Annotated in this window: 23 protein-coding genes; 9 read left to right on the forward strand and 14 right to left on the reverse strand. The window is 63.3% G+C overall.

Annotated elements, in window-relative coordinates; translation table 11 throughout:
* Nucleotides 1-5: 5 nt before the first annotated feature.
* Both NCCP436_RS01115 and NCCP436_RS01120 read right to left on the reverse strand, forming a co-directional pair.
* Nucleotides 6-401, reverse strand: a complete 396-nt coding sequence (locus NCCP436_RS01115) for a DUF3301 domain-containing protein (protein ID WP_220801948.1) — start codon at nucleotides 399-401, stop codon at nucleotides 6-8.
* A gap of 322 nt (nucleotides 402-723) precedes the next feature.
* Complete coding sequence (locus NCCP436_RS01120; RefSeq protein WP_220801949.1) at nucleotides 724-1,236, reverse strand: acyl-CoA thioesterase; 513 nt, start codon at nucleotides 1,234-1,236, stop codon at nucleotides 724-726.
* Nucleotides 1,237-1,318: 82 nt separating this feature from the next.
* On the opposite strand from NCCP436_RS01120, the gene NCCP436_RS01125 reads away from it, so the two are divergent.
* Nucleotides 1,319-2,020 (forward strand): tetratricopeptide repeat protein, encoded by a 702-nt coding sequence (locus NCCP436_RS01125; protein WP_220801950.1) that lies wholly within the window; start codon nucleotides 1,319-1,321, stop codon nucleotides 2,018-2,020.
* A gap of 30 nt (nucleotides 2,021-2,050) precedes the next feature.
* Entirely contained in the window at nucleotides 2,051-3,205 is a 1,155-nt protein-coding gene (locus NCCP436_RS01130; protein ID WP_220801951.1) for a hypothetical protein, read from the forward strand.
* Between the two features lie 7 nt (nucleotides 3,206-3,212).
* Here NCCP436_RS01130 and NCCP436_RS01135 read toward each other — a convergent pair whose 3' ends face one another.
* The 3 genes from NCCP436_RS01135 to NCCP436_RS01145 form a co-directional block, all read right to left on the reverse strand.
* On the reverse strand, nucleotides 3,213-3,968 hold the full coding sequence (locus tag NCCP436_RS01135; RefSeq protein ID WP_220801952.1) for an SDR family NAD(P)-dependent oxidoreductase: 756 nt from the start codon (nucleotides 3,966-3,968) through the stop codon (nucleotides 3,213-3,215).
* Nucleotides 3,969-4,011: 43 nt separating this feature from the next.
* The gene (locus NCCP436_RS01140) at nucleotides 4,012-5,379 is read right to left on the reverse strand and encodes a glutamine synthetase family protein (protein WP_220802128.1); all 1,368 of its coding nucleotides are present in this window, start codon (nucleotides 5,377-5,379) and stop codon (nucleotides 4,012-4,014) included.
* Between the two features lie 140 nt (nucleotides 5,380-5,519).
* Complete coding sequence (locus NCCP436_RS01145) at nucleotides 5,520-6,911, reverse strand: aspartate aminotransferase family protein (RefSeq protein WP_220801953.1); 1,392 nt, start codon at nucleotides 6,909-6,911, stop codon at nucleotides 5,520-5,522.
* 122 nt (nucleotides 6,912-7,033) lie between these two features.
* Between NCCP436_RS01145 and NCCP436_RS01150 the strand changes: the two genes are divergently transcribed.
* Nucleotides 7,034-7,813 carry an SDR family NAD(P)-dependent oxidoreductase gene (locus tag NCCP436_RS01150; RefSeq protein WP_220801954.1) on the forward strand — a complete coding sequence of 260 codons (780 nt, stop codon included), beginning with the start codon at nucleotides 7,034-7,036 and terminating at the stop codon, nucleotides 7,811-7,813.
* A gap of 148 nt (nucleotides 7,814-7,961) precedes the next feature.
* Nucleotides 7,962-8,612 (forward strand): GntR family transcriptional regulator, encoded by a 651-nt coding sequence (locus tag NCCP436_RS01155; protein ID WP_220801955.1) that lies wholly within the window; start codon nucleotides 7,962-7,964, stop codon nucleotides 8,610-8,612.
* Between the two features lie 10 nt (nucleotides 8,613-8,622).
* On the opposite strand, the gene NCCP436_RS01160 is transcribed toward NCCP436_RS01155, so the two are convergent.
* Entirely contained in the window at nucleotides 8,623-9,030 is a 408-nt protein-coding gene (locus NCCP436_RS01160) for an SMI1/KNR4 family protein (protein ID WP_220801956.1), read from the reverse strand.
* A gap of 220 nt (nucleotides 9,031-9,250) precedes the next feature.
* Here NCCP436_RS01160 and NCCP436_RS01165 point away from each other — a divergent pair, with 220 nt between their 5' ends.
* The gene (locus NCCP436_RS01165) at nucleotides 9,251-10,621 is read left to right on the forward strand and encodes a diguanylate cyclase (protein ID WP_220801957.1); all 1,371 of its coding nucleotides are present in this window, start codon (nucleotides 9,251-9,253) and stop codon (nucleotides 10,619-10,621) included.
* An 84-nt stretch (nucleotides 10,622-10,705) separates the two neighbouring features.
* On the opposite strand, the gene NCCP436_RS01170 is transcribed toward NCCP436_RS01165, so the two are convergent.
* The 4 genes from NCCP436_RS01170 to uvrD all read right to left on the reverse strand — a co-directional run bounded on the left by NCCP436_RS01170 (nucleotide 10,706) and on the right by uvrD (nucleotide 16,221).
* Nucleotides 10,706-11,563 (reverse strand): Tim44 domain-containing protein, encoded by an 858-nt coding sequence (locus NCCP436_RS01170; RefSeq protein WP_220802129.1) that lies wholly within the window; start codon nucleotides 11,561-11,563, stop codon nucleotides 10,706-10,708.
* A 145-nt stretch (nucleotides 11,564-11,708) separates the two neighbouring features.
* On the reverse strand, nucleotides 11,709-12,791 hold the full coding sequence (locus NCCP436_RS01175) for a TRAP transporter substrate-binding protein (protein ID WP_220801958.1): 1,083 nt from the start codon (nucleotides 12,789-12,791) through the stop codon (nucleotides 11,709-11,711).
* Between the two features lie 52 nt (nucleotides 12,792-12,843).
* Complete coding sequence (locus NCCP436_RS01180) at nucleotides 12,844-13,947, reverse strand: TRAP transporter substrate-binding protein (protein ID WP_220801959.1); 1,104 nt, start codon at nucleotides 13,945-13,947, stop codon at nucleotides 12,844-12,846.
* A 90-nt stretch (nucleotides 13,948-14,037) separates the two neighbouring features.
* Nucleotides 14,038-16,221: a DNA helicase II gene (uvrD, locus tag NCCP436_RS01185; RefSeq protein WP_220801960.1), complete on the reverse strand. Its 2,184-nt coding sequence runs from the start codon at nucleotides 16,219-16,221 to the stop codon at nucleotides 14,038-14,040.
* Nucleotides 16,222-16,455: 234 nt separating this feature from the next.
* Between uvrD and NCCP436_RS01190 the strand changes: the two genes are divergently transcribed.
* Nucleotides 16,456-19,332, forward strand: coding sequence for a bifunctional diguanylate cyclase/phosphodiesterase (locus tag NCCP436_RS01190; RefSeq protein ID WP_220801961.1), 2,877 nt, complete (start codon nucleotides 16,456-16,458; stop codon nucleotides 19,330-19,332).
* Between the two features lie 14 nt (nucleotides 19,333-19,346).
* Here NCCP436_RS01190 and NCCP436_RS01195 read toward each other — a convergent pair whose 3' ends face one another.
* Nucleotides 19,347-19,772, reverse strand: a complete 426-nt coding sequence (locus NCCP436_RS01195) for a VOC family protein (protein ID WP_220801962.1) — start codon at nucleotides 19,770-19,772, stop codon at nucleotides 19,347-19,349.
* A 106-nt stretch (nucleotides 19,773-19,878) separates the two neighbouring features.
* On the opposite strand from NCCP436_RS01195, the gene NCCP436_RS01200 reads away from it, so the two are divergent.
* Together NCCP436_RS01200 and NCCP436_RS01205 are read left to right on the forward strand one after the other, a co-directional pair.
* Nucleotides 19,879-20,739 carry a LysR family transcriptional regulator gene (locus tag NCCP436_RS01200; RefSeq protein WP_220801963.1) on the forward strand — a complete coding sequence of 287 codons (861 nt, stop codon included), beginning with the start codon at nucleotides 19,879-19,881 and terminating at the stop codon, nucleotides 20,737-20,739.
* Between the two features lie 119 nt (nucleotides 20,740-20,858).
* The gene (locus NCCP436_RS01205) at nucleotides 20,859-21,089 is read left to right on the forward strand and encodes a hypothetical protein (RefSeq protein ID WP_220801964.1); all 231 of its coding nucleotides are present in this window, start codon (nucleotides 20,859-20,861) and stop codon (nucleotides 21,087-21,089) included.
* Between the two features lie 327 nt (nucleotides 21,090-21,416).
* Here NCCP436_RS01205 and NCCP436_RS01210 read toward each other — a convergent pair whose 3' ends face one another.
* Entirely contained in the window at nucleotides 21,417-22,028 is a 612-nt protein-coding gene (locus tag NCCP436_RS01210) for a LysE family translocator (protein ID WP_220801965.1), read from the reverse strand.
* Nucleotides 22,029-22,126: 98 nt separating this feature from the next.
* Here NCCP436_RS01210 and NCCP436_RS01215 point away from each other — a divergent pair, with 98 nt between their 5' ends.
* On the forward strand, nucleotides 22,127-23,092 hold the full coding sequence (locus NCCP436_RS01215; RefSeq protein WP_220801966.1) for a GlxA family transcriptional regulator: 966 nt from the start codon (nucleotides 22,127-22,129) through the stop codon (nucleotides 23,090-23,092).
* On the opposite strand, the gene NCCP436_RS01220 is transcribed toward NCCP436_RS01215, so the two are convergent.
* Nucleotides 23,089-23,700: a LysE family translocator gene (locus tag NCCP436_RS01220; protein ID WP_220801967.1), complete on the reverse strand. Its 612-nt coding sequence runs from the start codon at nucleotides 23,698-23,700 to the stop codon at nucleotides 23,089-23,091. The genes NCCP436_RS01215 and NCCP436_RS01220 overlap by 4 nt on opposite strands.
* An 80-nt stretch (nucleotides 23,701-23,780) precedes the next feature.
* Nucleotides 23,781-24,620 carry an AraC family transcriptional regulator gene (locus tag NCCP436_RS01225; RefSeq protein WP_220801968.1) on the reverse strand — a complete coding sequence of 280 codons (840 nt, stop codon included), beginning with the start codon at nucleotides 24,618-24,620 and terminating at the stop codon, nucleotides 23,781-23,783.
* Between the last annotated feature and the right edge of the window lie 146 nt (nucleotides 24,621-24,766).

A 24,766-nucleotide genomic window follows, 5' to 3' on the forward strand; every position in this document is an offset into this window, starting at 1 on the left:
GGCCTTTAGTTGGTCCGGCGACGCCAGTCCTCAAGGTGGATTACATTGCCAGGGTGCTGCACTGCCACCGGTTCGGGCTGGGGTTCCAGTACGGGATGTGGTTCCAGTTCGATGTGCCCCAGATGCTGGCCGAACATGGACAGTTGACCGCGCAGACGCTGCTCGCCAGTAACCGTGAACTCGAAGTCGTAGAGCCGGGCCAAACGCCGATAGCCCTTGCCGTCGCGGCGGATGGCCAGGCGCCGCAGTGCCACGGCGCCGTCAAGCAGCTCCACATCCAGTCTGGCACAATGCTGCTGGGCCAGTAGCAGAGCTCGCTCGCGAATGCCGTGCCCGCGCCACAGCCAGGCACAGACCGCAGCGAACAGGATCAGTAGAAAAACATCGAATAGATTGATCATGCGGGCTCCAGCATGGCAGGACGTACTCGGCTGTTGGCGTCAGCGCCCGCAGAGTACAGCTGGCATGTGGGCGGGCGCGTCTGCAAGTTTACAGGCTGTACTGGCAACTGGCGCGCCTGTCGGCCATGACAGGCGCCGATTTTAGCCAGGCATTCAATGTGGCCGTAGGGCGCCGGTGAAGCGCAGAGCGAATCTGCCAGTCAGTTCTCAGTATGGCGCTTGTGGCAATCAGTTGGTGGCGCTAACATCCGCTTCTTGCTCGCAAAGGGATTTCGCCATGCCCTGTCTGCCCTGCCCGGCTGCAACCTGCCTGACTGCAGAGTCATTCCGAACTACTTGACGATTGAGTCTGGTGCTTTTCATCGGCCAGCGCCCGGTAGCGCTGTTGCAGTTCTTCGCGGATCTGTCGGCGCTGACGAGCCTGACGCTGCCGGCGCAGGCCATCGGCGGTAGTTGGCTGCAGCGGCGGCACAGCCACCGGTCGTCCCTGGCTGTCGACCGCGACCATGGTGAAGAAGCAGCTGTTGGTGTGGCGTACGGAGCGTCCGCGGATGTTTTCGGTGATTACCTTGATGCCGATTTCCATGGAGGTGCGTCCGGTGTGGTTGACCGAGGCGAGGAAGGTGACCAGTTCGCCTACATGCACCGGCTCGCGGAAAATCACCTGATCCACCGACAGGGTCACCACGTAGCAGCCGGCGTAGCGGCTGGCGCAGGCGTAGGCAACTTCGTCGAGGTATTTCAGTAGTGTGCCGCCATGAACGTTGCCGGAAAAATTGGCCATGTCCGGGGTCATTAGTACGGTCATCGTCAGTTGTGCGGTTCCGGCTTCCATGATGACTCCGAGAGGGATCGTGTCGGCAATGCCGGCTGCAACCCCGATAGAGAAGGATTTGTCTTTTCTTGGATGAAAACAGATGAACAAACGCCACATTTCGTTCGTGTTCGCCATGTCAACTCCGGCGCTGGCGGTTGGCGGGGTGTGCGACAGTGCCGCGCAGTGCAATCAGGCCGGAACCGCCGCCTATCAGGCGAATCGTCTGGACGAGGCTATCGAGTCCTTCGAGCGGCAGTTGCGCCGGGTCGAGGGTGTGGATATATCCGGCCTGGAACTGGCCCTGAACAACCTGATCGTTGTCAATCTGCGTGCCGGCAGGTCCGGCATGGCGCGGGCCTGGTTGGAGGTGGCGCTGGACAACAATCTGGCAGGATCGGCCACCCGTCACAATCTGGCCAGCGTCACCCGGGTTCTGGACTATCCAGCCCTGGAGGCTTCGCCGGAGGGGCGCTACCTACGTTATGCCGGGCAGGCCGCCTGGAGCGAGGTGGTAATTAGCGCGGACGGTCAGGGCGGATACCATGCCAGCTTCGCAGCAGTACGTGCCGGCCAGCAGTACGAAAGCTACGGGCCGGCTGCCATCGGTGAGCTGCAGGGGCGGCTGCGGGGCGATGCACGGCAGATGCGTCTGGAAAGCGCGGATCTGAGTGACGACTGCGCAGTGCAGTTGCTGCGTGAAGGGCTACGCCTGCAGGTACTGGAAGTGTTCGCCCCGGGTTGTCAGGACTATGCCGGTATGGGCATCAGCCTTGCCGGCAGCTATCTCAAGGTACAGCCATGAAGGGCAGCAGCACTGCTGACGGGGGCGGCAATGAAACGCTGGGTCAAGGTAGCGCTGGGGGGACTGGCCGGCGTGGTGGTGCTGACCGGTTTGTGGCTGTGGGACGAGCCTCTGCAGCCGCAGGCGCAGCAGTGGCTGAGTCACGACGGCAGTGGTGAAAGCCAGGCCTTTCTGCAACTGCTGGGCATGGCGGCGCCGGCGGGAGTCGATGTGCGGGATTACGCTCGTCAGTTGCTACAGCGCCATCGCCAGTTCGGGCTGAACGACGCCATGCCGGAGGGTTCGCAGAGCCTTGCGCTACCGGAGTTGTGCCGGCTCGGCGAGGGGCGATGTCTGGCACGTCTGCAGACGCGGCCGGAACAGATCGGGCGCTGGCTGGAGGAGCACGCCGAGCTGCGCCGGCGCTATCTGGAGTTGCTGCCGCTGAGCGACTATCGCAGTCTCACCTCGCCAGGGCCGGACGAGCCGTTGCCGGCATTTATGGTGCTGGAGCGGGCTAACCGGCTGCTGGCTCTGGAGGCCCTGCAACTGGCCAGCCAGGGGCAGGCACAGCAGGCCATGAATTTGCTCACGGACAAGCTGGCTCATCTGCGGCGCTGGTTGGCACAGTCGGATCGGCTGGTGATGAAGATGGTGCTGGTGAGCCTGATCAGCCATGATCTGGAAAGCCTGGCGGCGCTTTATCAAGCCGGGCTGATCGGGCGACCGCCGACGCTCGCGCCACTCAGTGCCGAGGAACTCTCAATGCTGGTGCCGTTGCGCCACGAATTTGCCGCGGTAGCTGAAGGCCTGAGAGCCCTGCCTGTCGGCCTTGCCGACGAGGTGGGCTGGCAGATGTTCTGGCTGTTCAAGCCCAACATGAGTGTCAACGATCTGCTGCCGCGTTACCAGGCTGCCCTGCAGTGGCCGGCGGTGACGGACGAGTTGCCGACCGGGCCTGACTTCTGGCGCCGGCTGCGCAATCCGATCGGCTCAATCCTTGTAAGCGTGGCGAGTCCGGATCTGTCTCGCTACGTGGCACGGGTGCACGATCTTGACCGCAAGATTGAGCTGTTCAACCAGCTTGGACGTTCGCGCCCGCAGTCGGCCCGCTGGGACGAGGTGCGTCGGGCCTACTGTGCCGATGGGCCGCTGGAGGACCCGCGCGGGCTGCGTTGCCTGCCCTGGCCGGTTCCTGCGCAGTAGGCCCGACCTATTTGCCGGCGGACAGGCCCAAGTCGATGGCCAGGTCGGCACCGGTGATGGCGGCGGCCTGAGGCTGGCAGAGGAAGTAGACCAACTCGGCCACTTCCTCCGGCTGGATGAAGCGAGCTGCCTCACCCTGCGGATACTTGGCCAGCAACTCGGCAAAGTAAGCCTGTGGATCGCCGTTGCCGTAGCGTTCGGCCTGGAACTGCAGCATCGGCGTGGCAATGTCGCCAGGCGACACGGTGTTTACCCGTACGCCGTAGGGCGCCAGATCCAGTGCCAGGGTCTTGCCGAAGAGGGTCAGACCGCCCTTGCTGGCACAGTAGGCGGCGGCATTGCGGTTGCCCTGATGGCCGGCGTCACTGGAGACGTTGACGATACAGCCACGGCTTGCCTTCAGATGGGGAATGGCGGCCGAGCACATGAAAAACGGTGCCTTCAGGTTGGCAGCCATGACCAGATCGAAGTCCTCTTCGGAGAATTCCTCCACCGGCCCTTCGCGCCAGACGCCAGCGGCGTTGACCAACGCATCCAGACGGCCAATACGGCCGACGCAGCGTTCGACCACCTCGCGGCAGCTTGCCGCGCTGCGCAGATCCGCAGCCGTGGAGCCGGCCAGCGGCAGCTCGTGACCCAGTTGCGCCAGGCCGACAGCATCCAGATCCGTAACGGCCAGGCGCCAGTTGCCCTGGTGAAAGCGCCGGGCCAGGGCGCGGCCGAGGCCGCCGGCAGCTCCGGTGATCAGTACGACGGGTTGCATGGAGGTTTCTCCGTAAGGGGGAGCGGATGATATGGGGCGTTTTTCAGGCGTGGCTGAGGTACCAGCGCCAGTCCTGCTCGCCCACCTCGCTCATGAATTGACGCAGTTCCTCCCACTTGATTGCCAGGAACACCTTGAGGAAGTCCTCGCCCAGTGCCTCGCGGGCCCAGGCCGATCCTTCCAGGTTGCGCAGTGCGGTCAGCCAGTCGGTGGGCAGGGTTTCGCGAACCTGATCGTAGCCGTTGCCGACGACGGGCGCGCCCGGATCGATGCGCTCGCGGATGCCTTTGTGGATGCCGGCCAGAACTGCCGCAGCGGCAAGATAGGGATTGGCGTCTGCTCCGCAGATGCGGTGTTCGATATGGCGGCTTTTGGCCGGGCCACCAGGTACGCGGAATGAAACGGTGCGATTGTTCACCCCCCAGCTCTTGGCCAGTGGTGCGTAGCTGTTGGCCTGAAAGCGGCGGTAGGAGTTGGCGTTGGGGCAGAAGATCGCCAGGGCGTCGTCGAGCGTGGCCATCATGCCGCCGATCGCATGCTTCAGCAGCGGCGTGCCGTGCGGGTCTTCGCTGGCCATCAGGTTGTTGCCGTCGGCATCGGCCAGGCTCACATGCAGGTGCAAACCGCTGCCGGCCAGATCGCCGAACGGTTTGGCCATAAAGCAGGCCTGCAGGCCATGGCGGTTGGCTACGCCCTTGACCAGACGCTTGTAACGCACGCCTTCATCCACCGCCTGCAGGGCATCGAAGCGGTGCTCCAGGGTCAGCTCCAGCTGGCCGGGGGCGTATTCGGAGATCGCCGTGCGCACCGGCAGGCCCTGCACCTCGCAGGCGGCGTAGAGGTCGTCGAGGAACGGCTGCAGCTGCTCCAGCTCGTACACGCCGTAGACCTGCGGCGCCTGTGGTCGTACGCCGTTGGCCTGCAGCGCGGGTTGCGGCCGGCCACTGGCGTCGCGCTGTCTGTCGAGCAGGTAGAACTCCAGCTCCACGGCCATTACCGGGTGATAGCCGTCGGCTTTCAGTGCATCAATGGTGCGTGCCAGTACATGGCGCGGGTCGCCCGGAGTGGCGGGCATGCCCTGATCCGGATGCATGCTCACCTGAACCTGGCCGGTGGGCACCTCGCGCCAGGGTTGCAGGGTCAGGCTGCCGGGCAGCGGATAGGTCAGGCAATCGGCGTCGGCAACCTCCCAGACTAGTCCGCTCTCCACAACGTCCTCGCCCTGGATAGTCAGCGAAAGGATCGAGCTGGGCAGTGGCCGGCCGTTCTCGTACATGGCCAGCAGCTCGTCGCGGTGCAGCAGCTTGCCGCGCGGAATGCCGTTGGCGTCGATCAGCATCAGCTCGATGCTGCGCACTTCGGGATGCTGTTGCAGAAAGTCTCGGGCTTCTTGCGGATCGGCAAATAGCATCATGCAATCTCTCGTAGGGTGGAAATCCGCGCAACGATTTCCACCGGATGGGGAACAGGGGAAAAGGCCTGGCGGCCGTTTTCCACCCTGCCTCGGGTATGGGATGGTGGACATCCGCGCAGCAATGTCCACCGTGCGGGTCATTCGCGGGCGCCGGGAATCGCCAGCAGCTCGCTCAGCGCTTCATCCAGCGTGGCGATCAGCCTGTCCACATCCTCTGCCGTGGTGCTCGGGCAGCACAGGGTCATGTTGTGGAACGGGGTGATCAGGATGCCGCGGTTGATCAGGTACAGGTGCAGGGCCATCTGCAGCTCGTCGTGGAAGGCGGCTTCGGCCTCGGCCCCGGTCTTCGGCGATACCGGGCAGAACTGGAACTCGCTGCGCGCGCCCAGCTCGGTCACCGACCACTTCAGCTCGTACTTGGCGATCAGCGAACGGAAGCCGTCGGCCAGGCGTTTGGCCAGCGGCAGCATGTGCGCGTAGGCGGCCGGGGTCATCACCTGTTCCAGGTTGGCGCGCATGCAGTGCATGGCCAGGGCGTTGGCCGATAGTGTGGTACCCATGCCGCTGTGACCGTGGCCATGGCTGTTCTCGCTGGCGCGCTGACGCGCTTCGGTCATGGCTTCGGCCATTTGCGCGCTGCAGCCGAAGATGCCGCAGGGTACACCCCCGGCAATCGGCTTGCCGACCACGAAGAAGTCCGGATCAAGGTTCCACAGCCTGGTGCAGCCACCGATATCGGTGGAGATGGTGTGGGTTTCGTCGATGATCAGCAGGCTGCCGTATTTGCGGGTCAGCTCGCGGCATTTCTGCAAAAAGCCCGGCTCCGGCAGGACCATGCCGATGTTGGTCATCGCCGGCTCGCACAGCAGGGCACAGACGTCGCCCTGAGCCAGCGCGGCTTCCAGCGCCTGAACGTCGTTGAAGGGAATCGAGCGGCTGTGCTGGGTCAGATCGTAAGCCTGACCGATCAGCCCGGAGCGATGCACGGTCTGGCCGTCGCGATAGCGCACCATCACATCATCGACGGTGCCGTGGTAGCAGCCGTCGAATACCAGCAGGGTCTTGCGGCCGGTGATGGCGCGGGCCCAGCGCAGCACGTAGCGGTTCGAATCCGTGGCGGTGGCGGTGACCTGCCAGAACGGCAGGCCGAAGCGCTCCGCCAGCAGCTCGCCGCAGACCACGGCGTCCTCGCCCGGCAGCATGGTGGTCAGGCCGTTGTTGCCCTGTTCGGCGATGGCCTGGGCAATGGGATCCGGCGAGTGGCCGAACATGGTGCCGGTGTCGCCCAGGCAGAAGTCGATGTACTCGTGGCCGTCCACGTCATAGAAGCGCGCGCCCTTGGCGCGTTCGACGAACAATGGCACCGGCGTCGACCAGTCGGCCATCCAGTGCATCGGCACGCCGCCGTACAGCGAATGGCGGGCACGCTCGGCAAGGGCGACGGACTTCGGGTTGCGGGATAGGAAACGCTCGCGTTCACGGGCGGCGAAGGTTTCCACTGCTGCTGGACTGATACCGCTGGCGGTCATTCTGAACACCTCGTTTTATTTTCGAAACATCGTGCATTTGTGATCACAATTCTGTCAATATCTTTGGAAGAAACGCCAGTAAAGGCGATTGGTTGATATTTTGTGATCACAGGGAATCTGTCATGACTGAGATATTGAGCGGGCAGGTTGCGTTGGTCAGTGGTGCCGGCGCCCATGACGGGATCGGTATGGCCATCGCCCGGCAACTGGCTCGACAGGGGGCGCGGGTACTGCTGACAGCCAGCAGCGAGCGTGTCCACCAGCGCGTTGCCGAGTTGCATGCCGAGGGTTTCAGCGCCGCCGCTGCGGTGGCGGATCTGACCGACGAGAATCAGGTCCGGCGTTTGGCGGACTGGGCTCAGGCTCAGTTCGGCCCGGTGCAGATCCTGGTGAACAATGCCGGGATGGCCATGCAGGGTAGCCCGGAACCCTTTGCCGAAGTGGTGGCAATGGATCTTCCCACCTGGGAGCTATCGATCTCGCGCAACCTGAGCACGGCCTTCCTGCTGACCCGGGCGCTGCTACCGGGCATGCTTGAGCGCGGCTACGGACGCATCGTCAATATCAGCTCCACCACAGGCACCCGTGGCGCCAATGTCGGCGAGGCCGCCTATGCCGCCGCCAAGGCCGGCATGCTGGGGCTGAGCATGGGGCTGGCGCTGGAGGTGGCAAGGCTGGGCGTGACGGTCAACAGTGTGGCACCCGGCTGGATCGCCACCGGTTCCAGTACCGAGGAGGAGCGTCACGCCGCCAGCTATACGCCCATGGGCCGCGCCGGACGCCCTGAGGAGGTGGCCGCAGCTGTGGCTTTCCTCGCCTCACCGCTGGCCAGCTACATCACCGGCGAAGTGCTGGTGGTGGACGGTGGCAACTGCCTGATCGAAAACAAGGCGCCCTGCTAGCTGCTGCGCTGATCTGCTGTCGCAGCACATGCTCACTGGCCAGGGGCGGTCAGCTTCGATTTAACTTTCAGAACCGTGGAGAATTCCATGCGCAACTGTCTGCTTACCTTGTCCCAGCTTCCTGCACCACCAGGAGGGCACTGAAATCATGGCCGACAACCTGCAGGAGGTGATGTATCAGAATCTGCGTTCGGCTCTGCTGGCTGGGCGTTTTCAGCCGGGGCAGCGGCTGAAGATCCGTGATCTGGCCGCGCTCTGGGGAACCAGTTCGATGCCGGTGCGGGCGGCGCTGCAGCGGCTGGTGGCCGAGGGCGCGCTGGAGGGGGAGCCGCAGCGTTCGGTACGCGTGCCGCAGATGACCCGTGAGCGTTATGAGGCGATCTTTCAGGTGCGCATCGCTCTGGAAGGGCTGGCGGTGGAGCTGGCCGTGCCGCGCCTGGGCGCGGAGGATCTGGCGAAGCTGCGTGACTGCGTGGCGCAAATGGAGGCCGCTATCGGCCTGCGACAGGTGCAATCCTATCTGGAGGCCAACAGCCGTTTCCATTTGCTGCTATACGGCGCGTGCGGCAATCCGGTGCTTTTGCGTTCGATCGAGTCTCTTTGGCTGCAGATAGGACCTTTTTTCAACCAGTTGTTTACCGAGTCCGACCTGTCGTTGCGCCTCAACGATTTTCACGAACAAGCCTTTGCCGCCATTGAGACCGGCGATGCACAGGGGGCCAGGCAGGCCATGGAGCAGGATATGACCTATTTCGCTCGCTATCTGCTCAACTTGCTGGCGCTGCAGGAGGGGACATAGTCTGTGAGGCCTAGCTTTCCAGCCAGACGTCGCGGCACCAGTGCCAGACCGAGTCCCAGCTCTCGTCGGTCAGTTCGCCTTCGTCGCCATCCCACAGCCAGACCGTGCCCTCCACGTCCACCGCATAGTAGTTGCGGCCGTCCTGGCACAGTGGCACCAGGTCGCGTGGCAGGCCGAGATCCCAGGCCTGGGCGGCTACTTCGGGCAGGTAGGTGTGCGACTGCGGGTCGCTGGCGGTGACCGGCTCCAGGCGGCCGTAGACCACATCGCTGGCCTTGAGCAGGAATTCACGCAGCTCAAAGGGCAGGTGGATCAGGATCTGCTCTTGGATCTCGACCAGGGTTTCCTCGTCCGGCAGCTCCAAGGGGACCGGAACCGGCTCGTTGAGTTCGCGCAGTTGTTCGATAACTTCTTCCATTGGGCGACTCCTGCAGATTGAGGAAGCGTTTATACCGAAGCCTTGGGGCACTGTCTGCCCGCAGGCAAGGTTTTGATCGACTGCGACGCTGGCAAGAAGGTGACACCTTTGCGAGCATATCCGGGTTGGTCGATTGTGGATAAATTCCCAGAGTGCTCGTTGCCTCGCAGGAGGCGCGGTGTCCCGGATCGTCGTACTGTTGTTCAATTCAGGAAATCTTATGTTGTCTCTCTCTATCGATCAGCAGGTACAGCAGTGGCGATTGCTGCTCGCACAATTCCCTGCCAGCCTCGCGGTACGGCTGCAGGAGCTGATCGAGCGTCATCAGGCTGAGCTGGCCGGCTATTTTTACGAGCGGATGCTGGCCGACGAGGCCGCTTCGCAGTTTCTTTCCCATGACGAGGTCAAGCTACGTCTGGATAGTGCGCTGCAGCGTTGGTTGCGAATGCTGTTTTCCGCCTCGCTGACCAACGACCTGCAGCCGCTGGTGGGGCTGCAGAAGCAGGTCGGCGAGATCCACGCGCGCATCGGCGTGCCGGTACATCTGGTGTTGCAAGGCGCCGGCTGCCTGAAGCGGCGCTTCTATGCCCTGCTTGAAGATGAGGGCTGGAGCGATGCTGACAGACTGCTGGCGCAACGCATGTTCGTCGAGCTGATCGATCACGCCATGGAGATCATCAGCCGTGCCTATGCCAGCTCGCACGATCGCAACGCGCGCAACGAGGAGGCATACCGGCTGTTTTCGGTAGCGCAGAACGTCGGTGCCGAGAAGGAGCGTCAGCGTGCCGCCCTGCTGGACTGGGAGAACCAGTTGATGTTCGATCTGGCCATGGGCCTGGAGTCCCAGCAGTTGCCACGCTTGGGCGCTTCCGAGTTTGGTCTGTGGTTCCGCCACAAGGGTTCGTACGCCTTTCAGGGCACCACAGAGGTGAATCAGATCCTGGAAAGCATGGAGCGTATCGATAACGTACTGCTGCCCATGTTTGGCGGCAGAGAGGTGGATGCCGAGACGCGCATGCAGCGGTTACGTGACTTGCGTGAGCAGGCCAAGAGTGTGGTTTTCCACCTCGATACGCTGTTTGAACAGGTCAATGAACTGGAGAGCGGCCGCGATGTGCTCACGCGCATGCTCAATCGCAAGTTCCTGCCGGTGGTAATGGCCAAGGAGGTGGCCTACTCGCGCAAGAGCGGGCGGCCGTTCGCCGTGCTGGCCATCGACATCGACCACTTCAAGATGATTAACGATACCCACGGTCACGAGGCCGGCGATCTGGTGTTGCAGCAGGTTGCTCTGCTGTTGAGCAACCACAGTCGTGGCGGTGACTATGTGTTCCGACTTGGTGGCGAGGAGTTCCTTATGCTGCTGGTGGATATCAGTGCGTCCGGCGCGGTGGGGGTAGCCGACAAGCTGCGCCGGCAGGTCGAGAAGGAGGTGTTCCGCCTGCCGCGTGAGCAGAGCCTGCAGCTCACCATCAGTGTTGGCGTGGCCGGCCATGACGGCCATCCGGATTACCAGAATCTGCTGCGCGCAGCTGACGAGGCGCTGTATCGCGCCAAGCACGGTGGGCGCAACCGCGTCGAGCTGGCCTGAAACGAACGAAAAGGCCCGGGGAAGCTCCCGGGCCTTTTGGTCTTGCGCAAGATGGAACCCGGCCTTGGCCGGGCTTCGCCAGTATCAGTTCTGACGGATACCGGCGACCAGCCAGGGCTGGTTTTCGCCCTGCACGCGCTCCAGACGCCAGCTCTCGCTGAACGGCTCGCCCTGGTCGAAGCGCGAGGTCTTGGCCACGCCGCTGAAGGTCAGGGTGGCGATGGTCTTCTCGGCATTGTCGTCGACGCCGTCGAGTTGTACCTGCAGGTTGTCGATGTAGGTGGACTGGAAACCGTCGCCCAGCTCGGCGCGTTCGCGCTTGAGGAATTCCAGCAGTTGCGGGGTGACGAACTCGGCGATCTTGTCCATCTCGTTGGCATCCCAGTGCTGCTGCAGGCTCATGAAGTGCTCACGGCCGGCGGCAATGAAGCTCTGCTCGTTGAACCAGGCCGGAGCATTGATTACCGGGGCAGCCGGGGCCAGACGGGAGCCAAAAATATTGCTGCCAGCGGCTGGCGCAGCGGGGCTGTCCGGCATTTCGCGCTGGAAGGGGACGCCACCGGCGGCGGCCATTTGCGGTTGCTGGCGGGCACGGCGTGCGGCGAGGAAGCGGAACAGCAGGAAGGCGATCAGGCCGAAGATCAGGAAGTCCATGATCTGCAGGCCTTCGAAGCCGTCACCCATCAACATCGAAGCCAGCAGGCCGCCAGCAGCCAGACCGGCCAGTGGGCCGAGCCAGCGCGAGGCGCCACTGGCCGCGGCAGCCGGTTGCTGGCGACCGGGCGCCTGAGCGGTAGGTTGCGTCTGCGGAGCAGCCTGACGGGTCTGGTGGCTCGGCGCAGAGCCGAAGGATTTGCCGCCGCCGAAGCGCTTGGCGTGGGCCTCGAAACTGAAGGTCAGTGCCAGGCAGATCACCATGGCGATACTGAGGAGACGCTGCATCACGGTTTTCTCTCTTGTGGGAAACGCTGGCGGGCATCTTGCCCGTCATGCGCGGCGCTGACTAGTCACAGAATGTTTCCGGCTTTTGCCCGGGATCGCCGCCACGGATGCAGCCACAGTGCCGGTGACATAACAGTCGGTATGCTCAGCGCCAGTTATACAGCTCCTGCTCCGACAGCCTGTGCATCGACTCGGCCTGGGCCTGGAAGGCCTTCATCGAAGCTCGGATGCGGCCGTTCAGTTCGTTCTGCGCCGCCAGCTCGGTCAGTACCTGTTCGGTCTCGCGCTGCATGGCCTGCAGTACTTCGTCGGGGAAGCGCTTGAGCAGGGTGCCGTGTTTTTTCAGCTCATCCAGAGCCAGAGCATTGTGGAATACGTAGTCGTCCATCATGTCGAGGGTTGAAGCCCGGGCCGCCTCGCGGACGATGGCCTGCAGATCAGATGGCAGGGCATCGAAGGCCTTCTGGTTGATCAGCAGTTCCAGCACCGATTGCGGTTCCTGCCAGCCCGGATAGTAGTAGTACCGTGCAGCCTTGTGCAGGCCGAAGGCCAGGTCGTTGTACGGGCTGACCCAGTCGGTAGCATCGATGGCGCCGCTCTGCAGCGCGGTGAAGATTTCGCCGCCCGGCAGTACCACGGTGGTGGCGCCGAGGCGGCTCCAGACCTCGCCGCCAAGCCCGGGCATGCGGATCTTCAGGCCGCGGATGTCGTCCAGGCCATTGATCTCCTTGTTGAACCAGCCGCCCATCTGCATGGTGCTGTTGCCGGCGGTCAGCGGTTTCACGCCAAACGGTGCGTAGGCCTCGTCCCATAGCGCCTGACCGCCGCCATGGCTGAGCCAGGCGTTCATCTCCAGGGTGGAAAGGCCGAATGGTACGGCCCCGAAGAATTGCGCGGCCGGAACCTTGCCCTTCCAGTAGTAAGGAGTGCCGTGGCCCAGTTGGGCAGTGCCGCGTGAGACGGCATCGAACACTTCCAGGGCCGGAACCAGTTCGCCGGCGGCGTAGACCTTCACTGTCAGGCGTCCGGCGCTCATGGCGTTGATGCGTTCGGCCAGGCGTTCGGCAGCGGTACCAGTGCCTGGCGCGTTCTTTGGCCAGGTGGTGACCATTTTCCAGTAAAAGCTCTGTGCCGGCGTGACGGCTTGGGTAGCAGGCGCCGGCTCGTCCTTGCAGCCGGTCAGGCCAAAGGCAAGCAGGGGCAGAAGTAGCAGGGAGGCAAGGCGCATGGGCATTGGTCCACATGAAAAGCGGGGCCGGTACGGCCCCGTAGATAAGCGATCAACGCCAGTTGTACAGCTCTTTTTCGGACAGCTCGTGCATGGCGCTGGCCTCTTCTAGGAAGGCCTTCTGCGAAGCCAGGATGCGCGCATGCAGGTCGTTCTCGGCCGCCAGGGCTTCGAGTACGGCCTCGGACTGCTGGCGCATGGCCTGCAGCACGTCGTCGGGGAAGCGGCGGAACTGTACGCCTTGCTCGCGCAGGCTCTGCAGAGCCTTGGCGTTGTTGAACACGTAGTCATCCATCATGTCCAGGGTGGCGGCGCGGGCGGCTTCGACGACAATGGCCTGCAGGTCGGCCGGCAGGGCGTCGAAGGCCTTCTGGTTGACCATGGACTCGACTACCGCTTGCGGCTCCTGCCAGCCCGGGTAGTAGTAGTACTTGGCTACCTTGTGCAGACCGAAAGCCAGGTCGTTGTACGGGCTGACCCAGTCGGTGGCATCGATGGCGCCGGTTTGCAGCGAGGTGAAGATTTCACCGCCGGGCAGGTTGATGGTGGTGGCGCCGAGTTTGCTCCAGACTTCGCCGCCGAGACCGGGCATGCGCATTTTCAGCCCGTGGATGTCGGCCAGGCTGTTGATTTCCTTGTTGAACCAGCCGCCCATCTGCATGGTGGTGTTGCCGGCCGCCAGCGGTTTTACGCCGAAGGGGGCGTAGGTTTCTTCCCACAGGGACTGGCCACCACCGTGGCTGAGCCAGGCGTTCATTTCCAGGGTGGAGAGGCCGAACGGCACGCTGCTGAAGAACTGCGCGGCCGGCACCTTGCCCTTCCAGTAGTAGGGGGTGCCGTGACCCATTTCGGCGGTGCCGCGGGAAACTGCGTCAAATACTTCCAGTGCCGGCACCAGTTCGCCGGCAGCGTAGACCTTGACGGTCAGGCGCCCGGCGCTCATGGCATTGATGCGCTCGGCCAGACGCTCGGCAGAAGTCCCCAGGCCGGGAAAGTTTTTCGGCCAGGAAGTGACCATCTTCCAGTGGAAGGTCTGCGCCGGAGCAGTGCTTGTGGTGGCCGGGGCGGACTCGGCCTTGTTGTCCTCCTTGCAGCCGGCCAGGCCGAAGGCGGCCATCAGAGCCAGGGCAGCGCCGAACAGGTTACGGCGATTCATTGCGTGTTCTCCAGATACGGTAGTTTGTCGAGGCCGTTCAGGCTGCGCGAGCCGCTTTTCCAGCGGCTGCAGCGCTACCGGAGCGGCGCCTTACAGGGGCTGTAGCTTGGCATACGCCAGCATCAGCCATTTGCTGCCTTCGTTTTCGAAATTCACCTGTACCCGCGCCTGTGCTCCAGCTCCCTCGAAATTGAGGATGGTACCTTCGCCGAACAGGCTGTGTGATACGCGCTGACCGAGGCTGAAGGGGGTTTGCGGTACGGCACTGCCGGCAAACAGGTTGCCGCCACCCATCGCACTGGTGCTCACGGGGCGGCTGACGCTGCCTGACAGACGTACTTCCTGAATCAGCGGCGCGGGGATCTCGCGGACGAAGCGCGACACCTTGTTATAGGTCTCGCTACCGTAGAGACGCCGGGTTTCGGCGTAACTGATCACCAGCTTCTGCATGGCACGGGTAATGCCGACATAGGCCAGGCGGCGTTCTTCTTCCAGTCGGCCCGGTTCTTCCAGGCTCATTTTGTGTGGGAACAGGCCCTCCTCCATGCCGACCAGGAACACCAGGGGGAATTCCAGGCCCTTGGCACTGTGCAGGGTCATCAGTTGAATACTGTCCTCGTTTTCGGCGGCCTGGGTATCACCGGCCTCCAGCGAAGCGTGGGTGAGGAAGGCCTGCAGTGGTGTCAGCTCGTCGTCCTCGTCGTTTTCAAAGGCGCGTGCGGCGCTGACCAGCTCCTCCAGGTTCTCTACCCGGGCCTGGCCCTTCTCGCCCTTTTCCGCCTCATGGTAGGCGAGCAGACCGCTCTTTTCGATGACCACCTGGGTCATCTGGTGCAGGGGCATGGCCAGCACCTGTTTGGCAAGGTTGTCGATCAGCTCGGTGAAGCCGACCAGCGCGGCGGATGCCCGGCCCGGCAGGGCCTTGTTGGCGAGCATCAGGCGGATCGCCTCCCACATGTGTACACCGTGGCTGCGTGCATATTCGCGGAGGGCCTCGATGGTCTTCTCGCCGATGCCGCGCGGTGGCACGTTGATGATGCGCTCCAGTGCCGCATCGTTGCCGCGGCCGTCGAGCAGACGCAGATAGGCCATGGCGTTCTTGATCTCTGCGCGTTCGAAGAAGCGCTGGCCGCCGTAGATGCGGTAGGGGATCTTTTCGCGCAGCAGCGCCTCCTCCAGCACCCGCGACTGGGCGTTGGAGCGATACAGGATGGCAATCTCGCTGCGCTTGAGACCGTCCTTGCGCAGGGCGTCCTCGATGCTCTCGACCACGTAGCGTGCTTCGTCGTGCTCGTTGAAGGCGGCATACAGGGAAAGCGGCTCGCCGTCACCTCCGTCGGTGCGCAATTCCTTGCCGAGGCGCCCCTGGTTGTTGGCGATCAATGCGTTGGCGGCATTGAGGATGTTGCCGGTGGAGCGGTAGTTCTGCTCCAGGCGAATGATCTCCGCGTCCGGGAAGTCCTGATCGAACTGCTGGATGTTCTCGATCCGCGCGCCGCGCCAGCCGTAGATCGACTGGTCGTCGTCGCCAACTACCATCAGGCTCTCGCCGCCCTTGGCGAGAAGGCGCAGCCAGGCGTATTGCACAGCGTTGGTGTCCTGGAACTCGTCCACCAGAATATGGCGGAAGCGCCGCTGGTAGTGTTCCAGCAGCCCCGGGTTGTCACGCCACAGATCGAGGGCGCGCAGCAGCAGCTCGGCGAAGTCGATTACGCCGGTGCGCGCGCAGGCTGCCTCATAGGCCTCGTAAATGCCGCGCATGGTGGCCAGGAAAAGGTCGCCGCTGGCCTGGATGCCGGTCGGGCGGATGCCTTCGTCCTTTTGCCCGTTGATAAACCACTGTGCCTGCTTGGCCGGCCAGCGCTGCTCGTCCAGACCCAGTTCGCGGATCACTCGCTTGATCAGTCGCTGCTGGTCGTCAGAGTCGAGGATTTGAAAGTTCTCCGCCAGCCCCGCTTCGCGCCAGTGAGCACGCAGCAGTCGATGGGCCAGGCCATGGAAAGTGCCGACCCACATACCGGTTGGGCTGATGCCTAGCATCTGTTCGATACGCGCACGCATCTCGGCGGCGGCCTTGTTGGTGAAGGTCACCGAGAGGATCGAGTGCGGCGAAGCATTCATCCGCTGGATCAGGAAGGCGATACGGTGTACCAGCACCCGAGTCTTGCCGGAGCCGGCACCTGCCAGCACCAGTTGGCGGCCGGGTGGCGTAGTAACCGCATGGAACTGGGCGGGGTTGAGGTTGTTTAGCTGCTGTTCGAGGTCGTTTTGCATCGCGGCATTCTAGGGGGCGTGGCGGGGCAGGGCAAACCGCGTCGACGAGGCGAAACAGGTCGAGTAGCCAAGGCATGCAAGGGGTGACTGGCAGCGGCTACAGCATTTTGCCGGTTATCCCTGTCTGGCTGGTTGGGCAGCTCGCCGCTCTCGGGTATTCTGCCGGGACAACAAGGCTGTACGCGTTGGATAAACGCGACACAGAGCCCCGCACAGCCATCGAAGAAACCGTCTATGACCGCCACACCTAGCGCCGTAGTACATGAGGTGACGCTGGACCCGCAGCAGGTGGAGCGCCAGTTTTCCAGGGATATCGCCGCTGAGCGAACGCGTTTGCTGTATCAGGGCTCGCGGTTGCCGACCCTGCTGATGTTGCTGGTCGGTATCGTTGGCGGGGTGTTGCTGTGGAGCCAGCAGGATCTGGTGCTGCTGACTGGCTGGAGCGCCTGGGTCGGGTTGCTGGTGTTGCTGCGCCTGACACAGGTGAAAGCCTTTGCCGAGGCTTCGCCGGCCGGCCAGGCCCGTCCATATTGGCGCCGCATGTTCCTGGTGGGGGCCGGCGTTTCCGGACTCACTCTGGCTTTTGCCGTGATCGCACTGCTGCCGGCTGACGTGTTTTATCAGCAGGCGCTGATTTACGGTCTGATTGCTGCGGCGATCCTTTCGGCCAGCGTTGCCTACGCCGTCAGTCTGCCCGCCTTTCTTGCCTTTGCCCTGCCCTGTCTGCTGCCGTCGACCGCCGTCCTGCTGTTTAGCGAGAGTGGCCTGCTGCGCGGTTGGGGGTTGCTCGGACTGATTATCTTTGTCGCGTTGTTGCTGGTGGCCTGGCAGGTCAATCATCTGGTGCAGCGCAGCCTTATCCGGCGCTTCCAGAACCAGGCTCTGATTGCACATCTGCAGCTGGCCACGGAGCAGGCCGAAAGCCTCAATACCGAACTGGCTCATGAGGTGGAGCAGCGGCGTCTAGCCGAGCGCGAGTTGCGCAGTGCCCATGACCAGTTGGAGATGCGCGTTGCCGAGCGTACCCGGGAACTGGACGAGGCCACCTGTGCGCTGAGCAAGAGCCAGGCCCGCCTGAGTCTGGCCCTGGAGGCCAGTGAGCTGGGGCTGTGGGACTGGGACCTGCAGAGCGATCAGGTCTATCACTCACACCTGCATGAACTGTTCGGTCTGTCGTCCGAGCAGGTGCAGGTAATGCTGCGCGACCTCACTCCGCGGTTGCACCCGGATGACCTGCCGACGCTGCGCCGTGCTCTGGTGGCGCACATGAAGGGACGCAGCGAGGACTACCAGGTCGAGTACCGCGTGCGGCATGCCAATGGTCATTGGGTGTGGGTCGAGGATCGCGGCCGGGCGGTGGAGCGTAACGCTGATGGCCGGGTACTGCGCATGCTCGGTACTCGCCGCGACGTTAGCGCCCGGCGCCAGCAGCAGGAGCAGCAGCGGCTGGCGGCGACGGTGTTCGAGGCGGCCAGCGAAGGCATTTGCATCCTTGACCCGGACTACCGCCTGCTGGATGTCAACCGCGCCTTCAGCGCGGTCACCGGCTACAGTCGCGAGGAGGTATTGGGGCAGCCGGCCACCCGGATGATGGGCAGTCGGGAAATGCGCCAGCAGTACCAGATCATCCGCCAGGAACTGGAGCGCAGCGGCAGCTGGCAGGGCGAACTGATCGAGACGCGCAAGAACGGTGAGCTCTACCCGCAGTGGCTGCAGCTGAATCTGGTGCGTGACGAGGCCGGGAGGCCCAGCCATATCGTCGGCTTCTTCGCCGACCTGAGTGCGCGGCGCGAGGCCGAGGAACGGTTGCGTTACCTGTCGCATTACGACGAGCTGACGGGGCTGGCCAACCGCACCCTGTTCCGTGAGCGGTTGCACGACGCCAGCCTGCGCGCCCGCCACAGTGGCCGCAGTATTGCCCTGGTGCAGGTGGATCTGGATCGATTCAAGCTGCTCAATGACAGTCTTGGTCACGAAGTAGCGGATCAACTGCTGCGGCAGGTGAGCCGCAGGCTGACTCAGACCGTGCCGGAGGCCGACTGCATTGCTCGGCTGTCGGGTGACGAGTTCGCCATCATCTTCGATGCCTATGGCAGCGTCTCCAGTCTGGCGCGGGTAGCCAGCCGGCTGCTGGCCAAGCTGCGGGTGCCGATGACCGTGGCGGGTCACGAATTGGTGATCAGTGCCTCGCTGGGTATCAGCTTGCTGCCCGACTATGCACGCGAGACCGGTGCACTGATCAGTCAGGCCAACATGGCGGTGCAGCACGCCAAGCATCTGGGTGGCAATACTTTCCAGTTCTTCACCGAGAACCTGCAGGCCTGCACTCTGGAGCGTCTGCAGCTGGAAAACCGCCTGCGCAAGGCGATCAGTGAGGGACAACTGGAAGTGTTCTATCAGCCCAAACTGGATTTGCGCGACGACACTATCAGCGCCGCCGAGGCGCTGGTGCGCTGGCGCCATCCGGAGCAGGGGCTGGTGGCCCCGGGCGAGTTCATCGGTTTGGCCGAGGAAACCGGATTGATTGTACCAATCGGCGAGTTCGTCCTGCGCCAGGCCTGTCGCCAGGCCTGCGAGTGGCAACGCCAGGGGCTGGCCGGTATCCGCGTATCGGTCAACCTGTCGGTGCAGCAGCTCCGCCAGGGTAACCTTGCCAGTCTGGTGCGTCAGGTGCTGGAGGAAACCGGCCTGGAACCGCAGCGGCTGGAGCTGGAACTGACCGAGAGCCAACTGCTGGATAACGTCGAAAGTGTCACCACGACTTTCCGCCAGCTGCGCAACCTGGGCGTCAAGCTGGCCATCGATGACTTCGGTACCGGTTATTCTTCGCTCGGCTACCTCAAGCTCTTGCCGGTGGACTTCGTAAAGATCGACAAGACCTTTATCCGTGATCTGTCGGCAGGCGGCGAGGATGCAGCCATCACCCGCGCGATTATCGCCATGGCGCGCAGCCTGGATCTGAAAGTGGTCGCCGAGGGTGTCGAGACCTTGGTACAGATGGATTTCCTCAGAGACCAGGACTGCGACGAGGTTCAGGGCTATCTGATCAGCCGGCCGGTCGAGTCCGAGGTCTTTGCCGAGCTGCTGCGCCGACGCATCAGCCTGGCATAGGCCGCGCGATCCGGTTACTTTGCAAATAGCTGGCCGATGTCACGAAAGGCCTTGAACTCCAGGGCATTGCCACAGGGGTCGAGAAGAAACAGGGTGGCCTGCTCACCGACCTGACCCTTGAAGCGTACATAGGGCTCGATGACGAAACGGGTGCCGTAACGACGCAGGCGTTCGGCCAGCGCCTCCCAGTCTTGCCAGCTCAGCACCACACCAAAATGCGGCACCGGTACATCGTGACCATCGACCGGATTGCTGTGCGCGGCCTCCTGGTGGGGCATCTTTGGCGCCTGGTGGATAACCAGCTGATGGCCGAAAAACTCGAAGTCCACCCAGTGATCGCTGCTGCGGCCTTCGGCGCAGCCAAATACTTCACCGTAGAAATGGCGCGCGGCGGCCAGATCGTGGACGGGAATCGCCAGGTGAAAGGGGGCAAGGGACATTGCATTATTCCTCTGTGGTTTTGCACCAGCCTATCAACGAAAGTTTTGCTGAAAAGCGAATATCCTTGCTGGCAAGCTCAAAAATATTTGATCAATAGAGGTGGCAGTGCTGCGCGAGCTGAAAACCTTCGTGACCGTCGCCCGGCTTGGCACTTTCGCGGCAGCCGGGCAGCAGATTGGGCTGACCCAGTCCGCGGTCAGTGCGCAGATACGCGTGCTAGAGCAGCACCTTGGTGTGCGCCTGTTCGATCGTAGCGGACGTGCTGCGGTGCTCAATGCGGCCGGTCGGCACGCCTTGCCGCTGGCTGAGCAGATGCTTGCTCTGTATGCACAAATGGCTCTGCCGCAGAGTGCCGGACAGTTTTGCGGCGAGTTGCGGGTCGGCGCCATTGCCACCTTGCAGACTGGCCGGTTGGCCGAGGCGCTACCACGCTTCCGGCAATTGGCACCACAGGTGGACTTGAAGCTGGTACCTGGTGTGTCGTTGCAGTTGTTCAGCCAGCTGGATGCCGGCGAGCTTGATCTTGCCCTGCTGATTCGGCCGCCCTTCCCGCTGCCCAAGGAGTTGCTGGAGGTAGAGCTGGCGTGCGAACCCTTTGTGCTTATTGCGCCGCTGGATGTGGTTGGCGACGATCCGTTGCAATTGCTCTCTGAGCAACCCTTCGTCCGCTACGACCGCACCTCGTTCGGCGGTCGCCAGGTCAGTCGTTTCTTGCGTGAGCAGCGCCTGAACGTTCGTGAGGCTCTGGAGCTGGACGAACTGGAGGCCATCGTGCGGCTGGTGGAAAACGGCATGGGCGTGTCCCTGGTACCGCGCGCCGGGCTGTGGCTGCAGCGGCCGGCGCAGTTGCGGGTGATCGAACTGGGCGAGCTGACTTTCCATCGCGAGCTGGTAGCGCTGTTGCGCCGGGCGCAGCGCCAGCCAGCCCTGGACTGCCTGCTGGAGTGTCTGGATGCAGCGAATTAAGCCCGCGCAAGGCGGCGAGTGCATCGTCAGCGCTGCCATCCTTTACACTGTTGCGCCTATTTCATGATCCGGCCCGACCGGATTTTCATCACTGGCGTCATGCTGAAACGGGAGAGAGGATGAAGCGTGCGGACGTGAAACGCAGACTCGCCGAGGGTGTGTTATTCGACACCCAGATACTGGTCAATCCAGCCAATACCTGCGAGTGGATCGTGTTCTTTAAAAAGAACGCCGGCCGCAGTTTCCTGCTGGTAGACGAGAACGACCAGGTGGAGACATTCGCCAGTCTGGACAGGCTGATCAGCGAGCTGCGCAGTCTCGGCATCAAGCGTACGGAAGTCCGGCTCTAGGTTCTGCACGCCGCATTACCGGGAGCAGGTACTTTTCGTTCCGCACCCAACCTGCGGCCTTGCCCACAGTCGCCGTGGATCAGCCTGTGGATATCCTGTCCAATGTTGTCTGTGTCCTTCTGCTCACGGGCGCTCCGGCGATTCGTGCAGAATTTGAGCAGACATGCGGGCCTTTTCCACAGAAAGATGGGATAACTTCCGGGCAAAGCTGTGAATAGATTGCTGGGGAGACCGCTTGGCGGGATTTTCAGCCTTATGGACGGTTTTTTCTCAGTGGTTGCAGCATTGCCTGTGGGTAACTGCCCCGTTCCACGTGGAGCTGATTGTTCAGCGAGCCAGCGGCAGAGCGACGCCAATAAGCATGAACAGTATGCCGCAGCAGCGGTTGAAGGCGCGTCCGCCACGCTCCAGCCAGGGCCGCACACGGAACGCCAGTAGTGCCAGCAGCAGCTCGACAAGGAACTCCACTGCCGCAAAGGTGGCGGCCATTACCACAAACTGCACGGCCAGGCCGCGCTGCGCATCGACGAACTGCGGCAGGAAGGCGCCGTAGAAGAGTATTACTTTGGGGTTCGCCAGAGCTGACAGCAGTCCCTGGCGAAACAGGCCTGTCGCGCGTGGGCGCACGCCGCTGTCGACCAGCATCAGGCTCATCGGCGGCGAGCGCCAGAGCTGAACTCCCAGCCATATCAGGTACGCGCCTCCCAGCCATTTCAGTGCCAGCAGTGCGGCGGGAGCGGTTTTCAGTAACGCACTGAGGCCGAACATGGCCAGGGCGATCAACAGGCTGAAGCCCAGCACGCCGCCGAGGATGGTAGCCAGCGCCAGGCGGGCGCCGTAAAGGCCGCCATGGGTCAGGGCCAGCAGGCTGTTGGGGCCGGGCGTCAGGGCCAGGCCGAGGGTGGCAAGGAAGTAGACAAACCAGAGATCTAAGGCCATGCGGCTCTCCTGTGCGGGGTGGCGGCCAGTCTAGTCAGCGCTGTGATACCAATTGAGGTAGATTCTGGTCATCCAGTGGTAGATTTCGGACGTCATCAATGTACCAGACCCCGATCCTGCGATTTCTCCTGCTGCCTTTGCCGGAGTTCGCCCTGCTGCCGTTTGGTGGCTTCCTCGACACTCTGCGTTTCAGTGCCGACGACGAGGATTACAGTCGCCAGCGTTACTGCACCTGGTGCATCTCCGGGTTGCAGGCGGGGCAGGTGCAGGCCAGCAGTGGCGCTGCGCTACAGGTCGAAGCGGTGCCCGAGGCGCTGGAGATCTTCGACTATCTGGTGCTGTTCGGTGGACGCAATGCTCAGGCCACAGCGGCGCTGGCGCCGGCATACCGGCCGCTGCTGCGTCGCGCCGTACGTGCCGGACTGAAGCTGGTGGCGATCGATAACGCCAGCTTTCTGCTGGCCGCGTGCGGTCTGCTTGAAGGCCACCAGGTGGCGGTGCACTGGCGTCATGAGGCGGAATTTCGCTCCAGCTTCCCGCAGCTGCGACTGGCGCGCGGTCGACTGTACTGTCTCGATGGCGCGCGAATTTCCTGTGCTGGCGGCGCTGCGGCAATTGACCTGGCGGTAGAACTGCTGGCCCGCGACAGCGGCCGGTCGCGAGCGCTAAAGGGCCTGGCCGACATGCTGGTGGACGAAACGCGCAGCAGCCAGCATGCGTTGCGCTCGCTGCAGGTGGCGTCGAGTGGCGAGCGTCATGTGGATCGCGCTGTCGCACTGATGCGTCGTGGTCTGGCCAGTACCGACGGTATCGAGCAACTGGCCGGCCGTGTCGGCCTCAGTCGTCGTCAGCTCGACCGTCTGTTCCGGGCGCGGCTGGGCATGAGTGCCCGTGCCTACTGGAACGAGCTGCGCCTGCAGCATGTCTGCTGGCGACTGCGCAATTCCAGCCACAGCCTGGCGCAGATTGCCGACGAGATCGGCGTTGCCGATGCCAGTCACCTGGGCAAGCTGTTTCGCCAGCGTTTCGGCCTCAGCCCCGGGGCGTATCGCCGCCAGAACTAGTTGCTGAACTTGCCTGCCAGCAGCGCCGGCAGCCATGCCGAGGCCAGCAGCAATAGCGCCATCAGACGATTGAACAGCAGCGCTCTCGATGGCTTGCCCAGCAGGTGCGCACTGCCGGCGCCGAGCAGCCCCCAGAGCATCAGACAGGGCGTCGATAGCAGCAGAAACAGCAGCGCGTACTGGCCGACGCTGGCCAGCGTGTTGGCGCCGTCGAGGAAAATGGCGCTTACCGACAGGCTCATCAGCCAGGTCTTGGGATTGACCAGTTGCAGTCCGGCGCCCTGCAGCAGGCCCTGACGTCTGTCCACGGAGGCGGTCTGCAGGGTGGCAGGATGGTGCTGCATCAGACGCCAGGCCATAAAGCTGATCCAGGCCACTCCGACCCAGGTCATGGCCAGTTGCAGCAGAGGGCTGCGCAGCAGTAGTCCTCCCAGGCCGAGCCCTACGACCAGCAGCATGGTGCTGGCGGCGACGCTGGCGCCCAGGGCAATGGCCAGGGCCAGGGGCAGGCCGAAGCGGGCAGCGCTGCCGAGGATCAGCAGGTTGGTCGGCCCAGGCGTGACCGAGGCGGCCAGGACGAACAGGATAAAGGGCAGCCACTGGCTCATGACTCGCTCCGCAGGCGTTGGCAGAACATTGCTGCTGGCATCCGTGAAGATGCCGGGCAGCAATTGTCATGGGCAGGTTTTCAGCGGTCTTGAAGCTTTGTGCGCAGGTTGCGGTAGGTGCCCGGGGTGAAGCCGTTGGCACGGCGGAACCAGCGGCCGAGGTGGCTCTGGTCGGCAAAGCCCAGGTCGCTGGCGACATCTGCCGGGGCCGCGCCCAGGGCCAGAAGGCGACGTGCCTGGGCCAGGCGCAGCTGGATCAGGTAGCCATGAGGAGCGATGCCGAAGGCTGCTTTGAAGGCACGGCTGAGATGAAAGCGGTCGACCTCGCAAACCCGTGCCAGCGCCTCCAGGCCGATGTTTTCCTGATAGTGGGCGTGCAGGTATTCGCGGGCGCGCAACGCCACTGCCGGAATCTGTGCGCTGCAGGCGGTGCGCTGGCGCCAGCTGAGGTTGCGCGAGATGCGTTCGAGCAGCGCGTCCAGTGCTGCATCGCGCACCATGCGTGGTTCGCCATCGCGTAGCGCATGCAGGGCATGGGCAATATAGGGCAGCAACTGCGGATCTTCCGGCTGAGTGCGCGGTACGCCCGGCAGGCAGTCGCTCGGGGCCTGTTCGAACAGCGCTGCAAGCGCCTGCTGCAGCCAGTTCGGATGCAGGTACAGGGTGGAGTAGGTGAAGCCGCCCGGAGTCGGGGCGTGTCCGTCGTGGATGTCGCCAGGTTCGAGGAAGAAGGTCTGCCCGGCCACGCTGCTGACCAGGGTGCGACGGCAGTGAAACTGCTGCACGCCCTGCTCGGTGAAGCCGATCAGGTAGCTGTCGTGCCAGTGCGGGTCGTAGGCATGGCCGACGAAATGGGCACGGATGACCTCAATGCCGGTATCGACATCCTGCCTGAGATCGACCCACGACTGCTTCTTCATCGTCTGTTATGTGCCTCCGTATCCGGTCTTCGAGGATAACGCGTCCGGTGCTTGGCACTAGAAGATTTGTGCAGGTGGCGGGCAGTCGTCGGCTTCGCTGAACCGACCAGAGAAAGTACCGGTCTTTTGAACGAGGCTCGCTGTTT

Origin of the sequence: Pseudomonas sp. NCCP-436 (assembly GCF_019656335.1) — a bacterium.
Classification (GTDB): domain Bacteria; phylum Pseudomonadota; class Gammaproteobacteria; order Pseudomonadales; family Pseudomonadaceae; genus Aquipseudomonas.

Bases quoted from the DNA above. Each gene is read 5' to 3' on its own strand.
- NCCP436_RS01115 (WP_220801948.1), bottom strand. From the start codon at position 401: ATGATCAATCTATTCGATGTTTTTCTACTGATCCTGTTCGCTGCGGTC.
- NCCP436_RS01120 (WP_220801949.1), bottom strand. From the start codon at position 1,236: ATGGAAGCCGGAACCGCACAACTGACGATGACCGTACTAATGACCCCG.
- NCCP436_RS01125 (WP_220801950.1), top strand. From the start codon at position 1,319: ATGAACAAACGCCACATTTCGTTCGTGTTCGCCATGTCAACTCCGGCG.
- NCCP436_RS01130 (WP_220801951.1), top strand. From the start codon at position 2,051: ATGAAACGCTGGGTCAAGGTAGCGCTGGGGGGACTGGCCGGCGTGGTG.
- NCCP436_RS01135 (WP_220801952.1), bottom strand. From the start codon at position 3,968: ATGCAACCCGTCGTACTGATCACCGGAGCTGCCGGCGGCCTCGGCCGC.
- NCCP436_RS01140 (WP_220802128.1), bottom strand. From the start codon at position 5,379: ATGCTATTTGCCGATCCGCAAGAAGCCCGAGACTTTCTGCAACAGCAT.
- NCCP436_RS01145 (WP_220801953.1), bottom strand. From the start codon at position 6,911: ATGACCGCCAGCGGTATCAGTCCAGCAGCAGTGGAAACCTTCGCCGCC.
- NCCP436_RS01150 (WP_220801954.1), top strand. From the start codon at position 7,034: ATGACTGAGATATTGAGCGGGCAGGTTGCGTTGGTCAGTGGTGCCGGC.
- NCCP436_RS01155 (WP_220801955.1), top strand. From the start codon at position 7,962: ATGGCCGACAACCTGCAGGAGGTGATGTATCAGAATCTGCGTTCGGCT.
- NCCP436_RS01160 (WP_220801956.1), bottom strand. From the start codon at position 9,030: ATGGAAGAAGTTATCGAACAACTGCGCGAACTCAACGAGCCGGTTCCG.
- NCCP436_RS01165 (WP_220801957.1), top strand. From the start codon at position 9,251: ATGTTGTCTCTCTCTATCGATCAGCAGGTACAGCAGTGGCGATTGCTG.
- NCCP436_RS01170 (WP_220802129.1), bottom strand. From the start codon at position 11,563: ATGCAGCGTCTCCTCAGTATCGCCATGGTGATCTGCCTGGCACTGACC.
- NCCP436_RS01175 (WP_220801958.1), bottom strand. From the start codon at position 12,791: ATGCGCCTTGCCTCCCTGCTACTTCTGCCCCTGCTTGCCTTTGGCCTG.
- NCCP436_RS01180 (WP_220801959.1), bottom strand. From the start codon at position 13,947: ATGAATCGCCGTAACCTGTTCGGCGCTGCCCTGGCTCTGATGGCCGCC.
- uvrD (WP_220801960.1), bottom strand. From the start codon at position 16,221: ATGCAAAACGACCTCGAACAGCAGCTAAACAACCTCAACCCCGCCCAG.
- NCCP436_RS01190 (WP_220801961.1), top strand. From the start codon at position 16,456: ATGACCGCCACACCTAGCGCCGTAGTACATGAGGTGACGCTGGACCCG.
- NCCP436_RS01195 (WP_220801962.1), bottom strand. From the start codon at position 19,772: ATGTCCCTTGCCCCCTTTCACCTGGCGATTCCCGTCCACGATCTGGCC.
- NCCP436_RS01205 (WP_220801964.1), top strand. From the start codon at position 20,859: ATGAAGCGTGCGGACGTGAAACGCAGACTCGCCGAGGGTGTGTTATTC.
- NCCP436_RS01210 (WP_220801965.1), bottom strand. From the start codon at position 22,028: ATGGCCTTAGATCTCTGGTTTGTCTACTTCCTTGCCACCCTCGGCCTG.
- NCCP436_RS01215 (WP_220801966.1), top strand. From the start codon at position 22,127: ATGTACCAGACCCCGATCCTGCGATTTCTCCTGCTGCCTTTGCCGGAG.
- NCCP436_RS01220 (WP_220801967.1), bottom strand. From the start codon at position 23,700: ATGAGCCAGTGGCTGCCCTTTATCCTGTTCGTCCTGGCCGCCTCGGTC.
- NCCP436_RS01225 (WP_220801968.1), bottom strand. From the start codon at position 24,620: ATGAAGAAGCAGTCGTGGGTCGATCTCAGGCAGGATGTCGATACCGGC.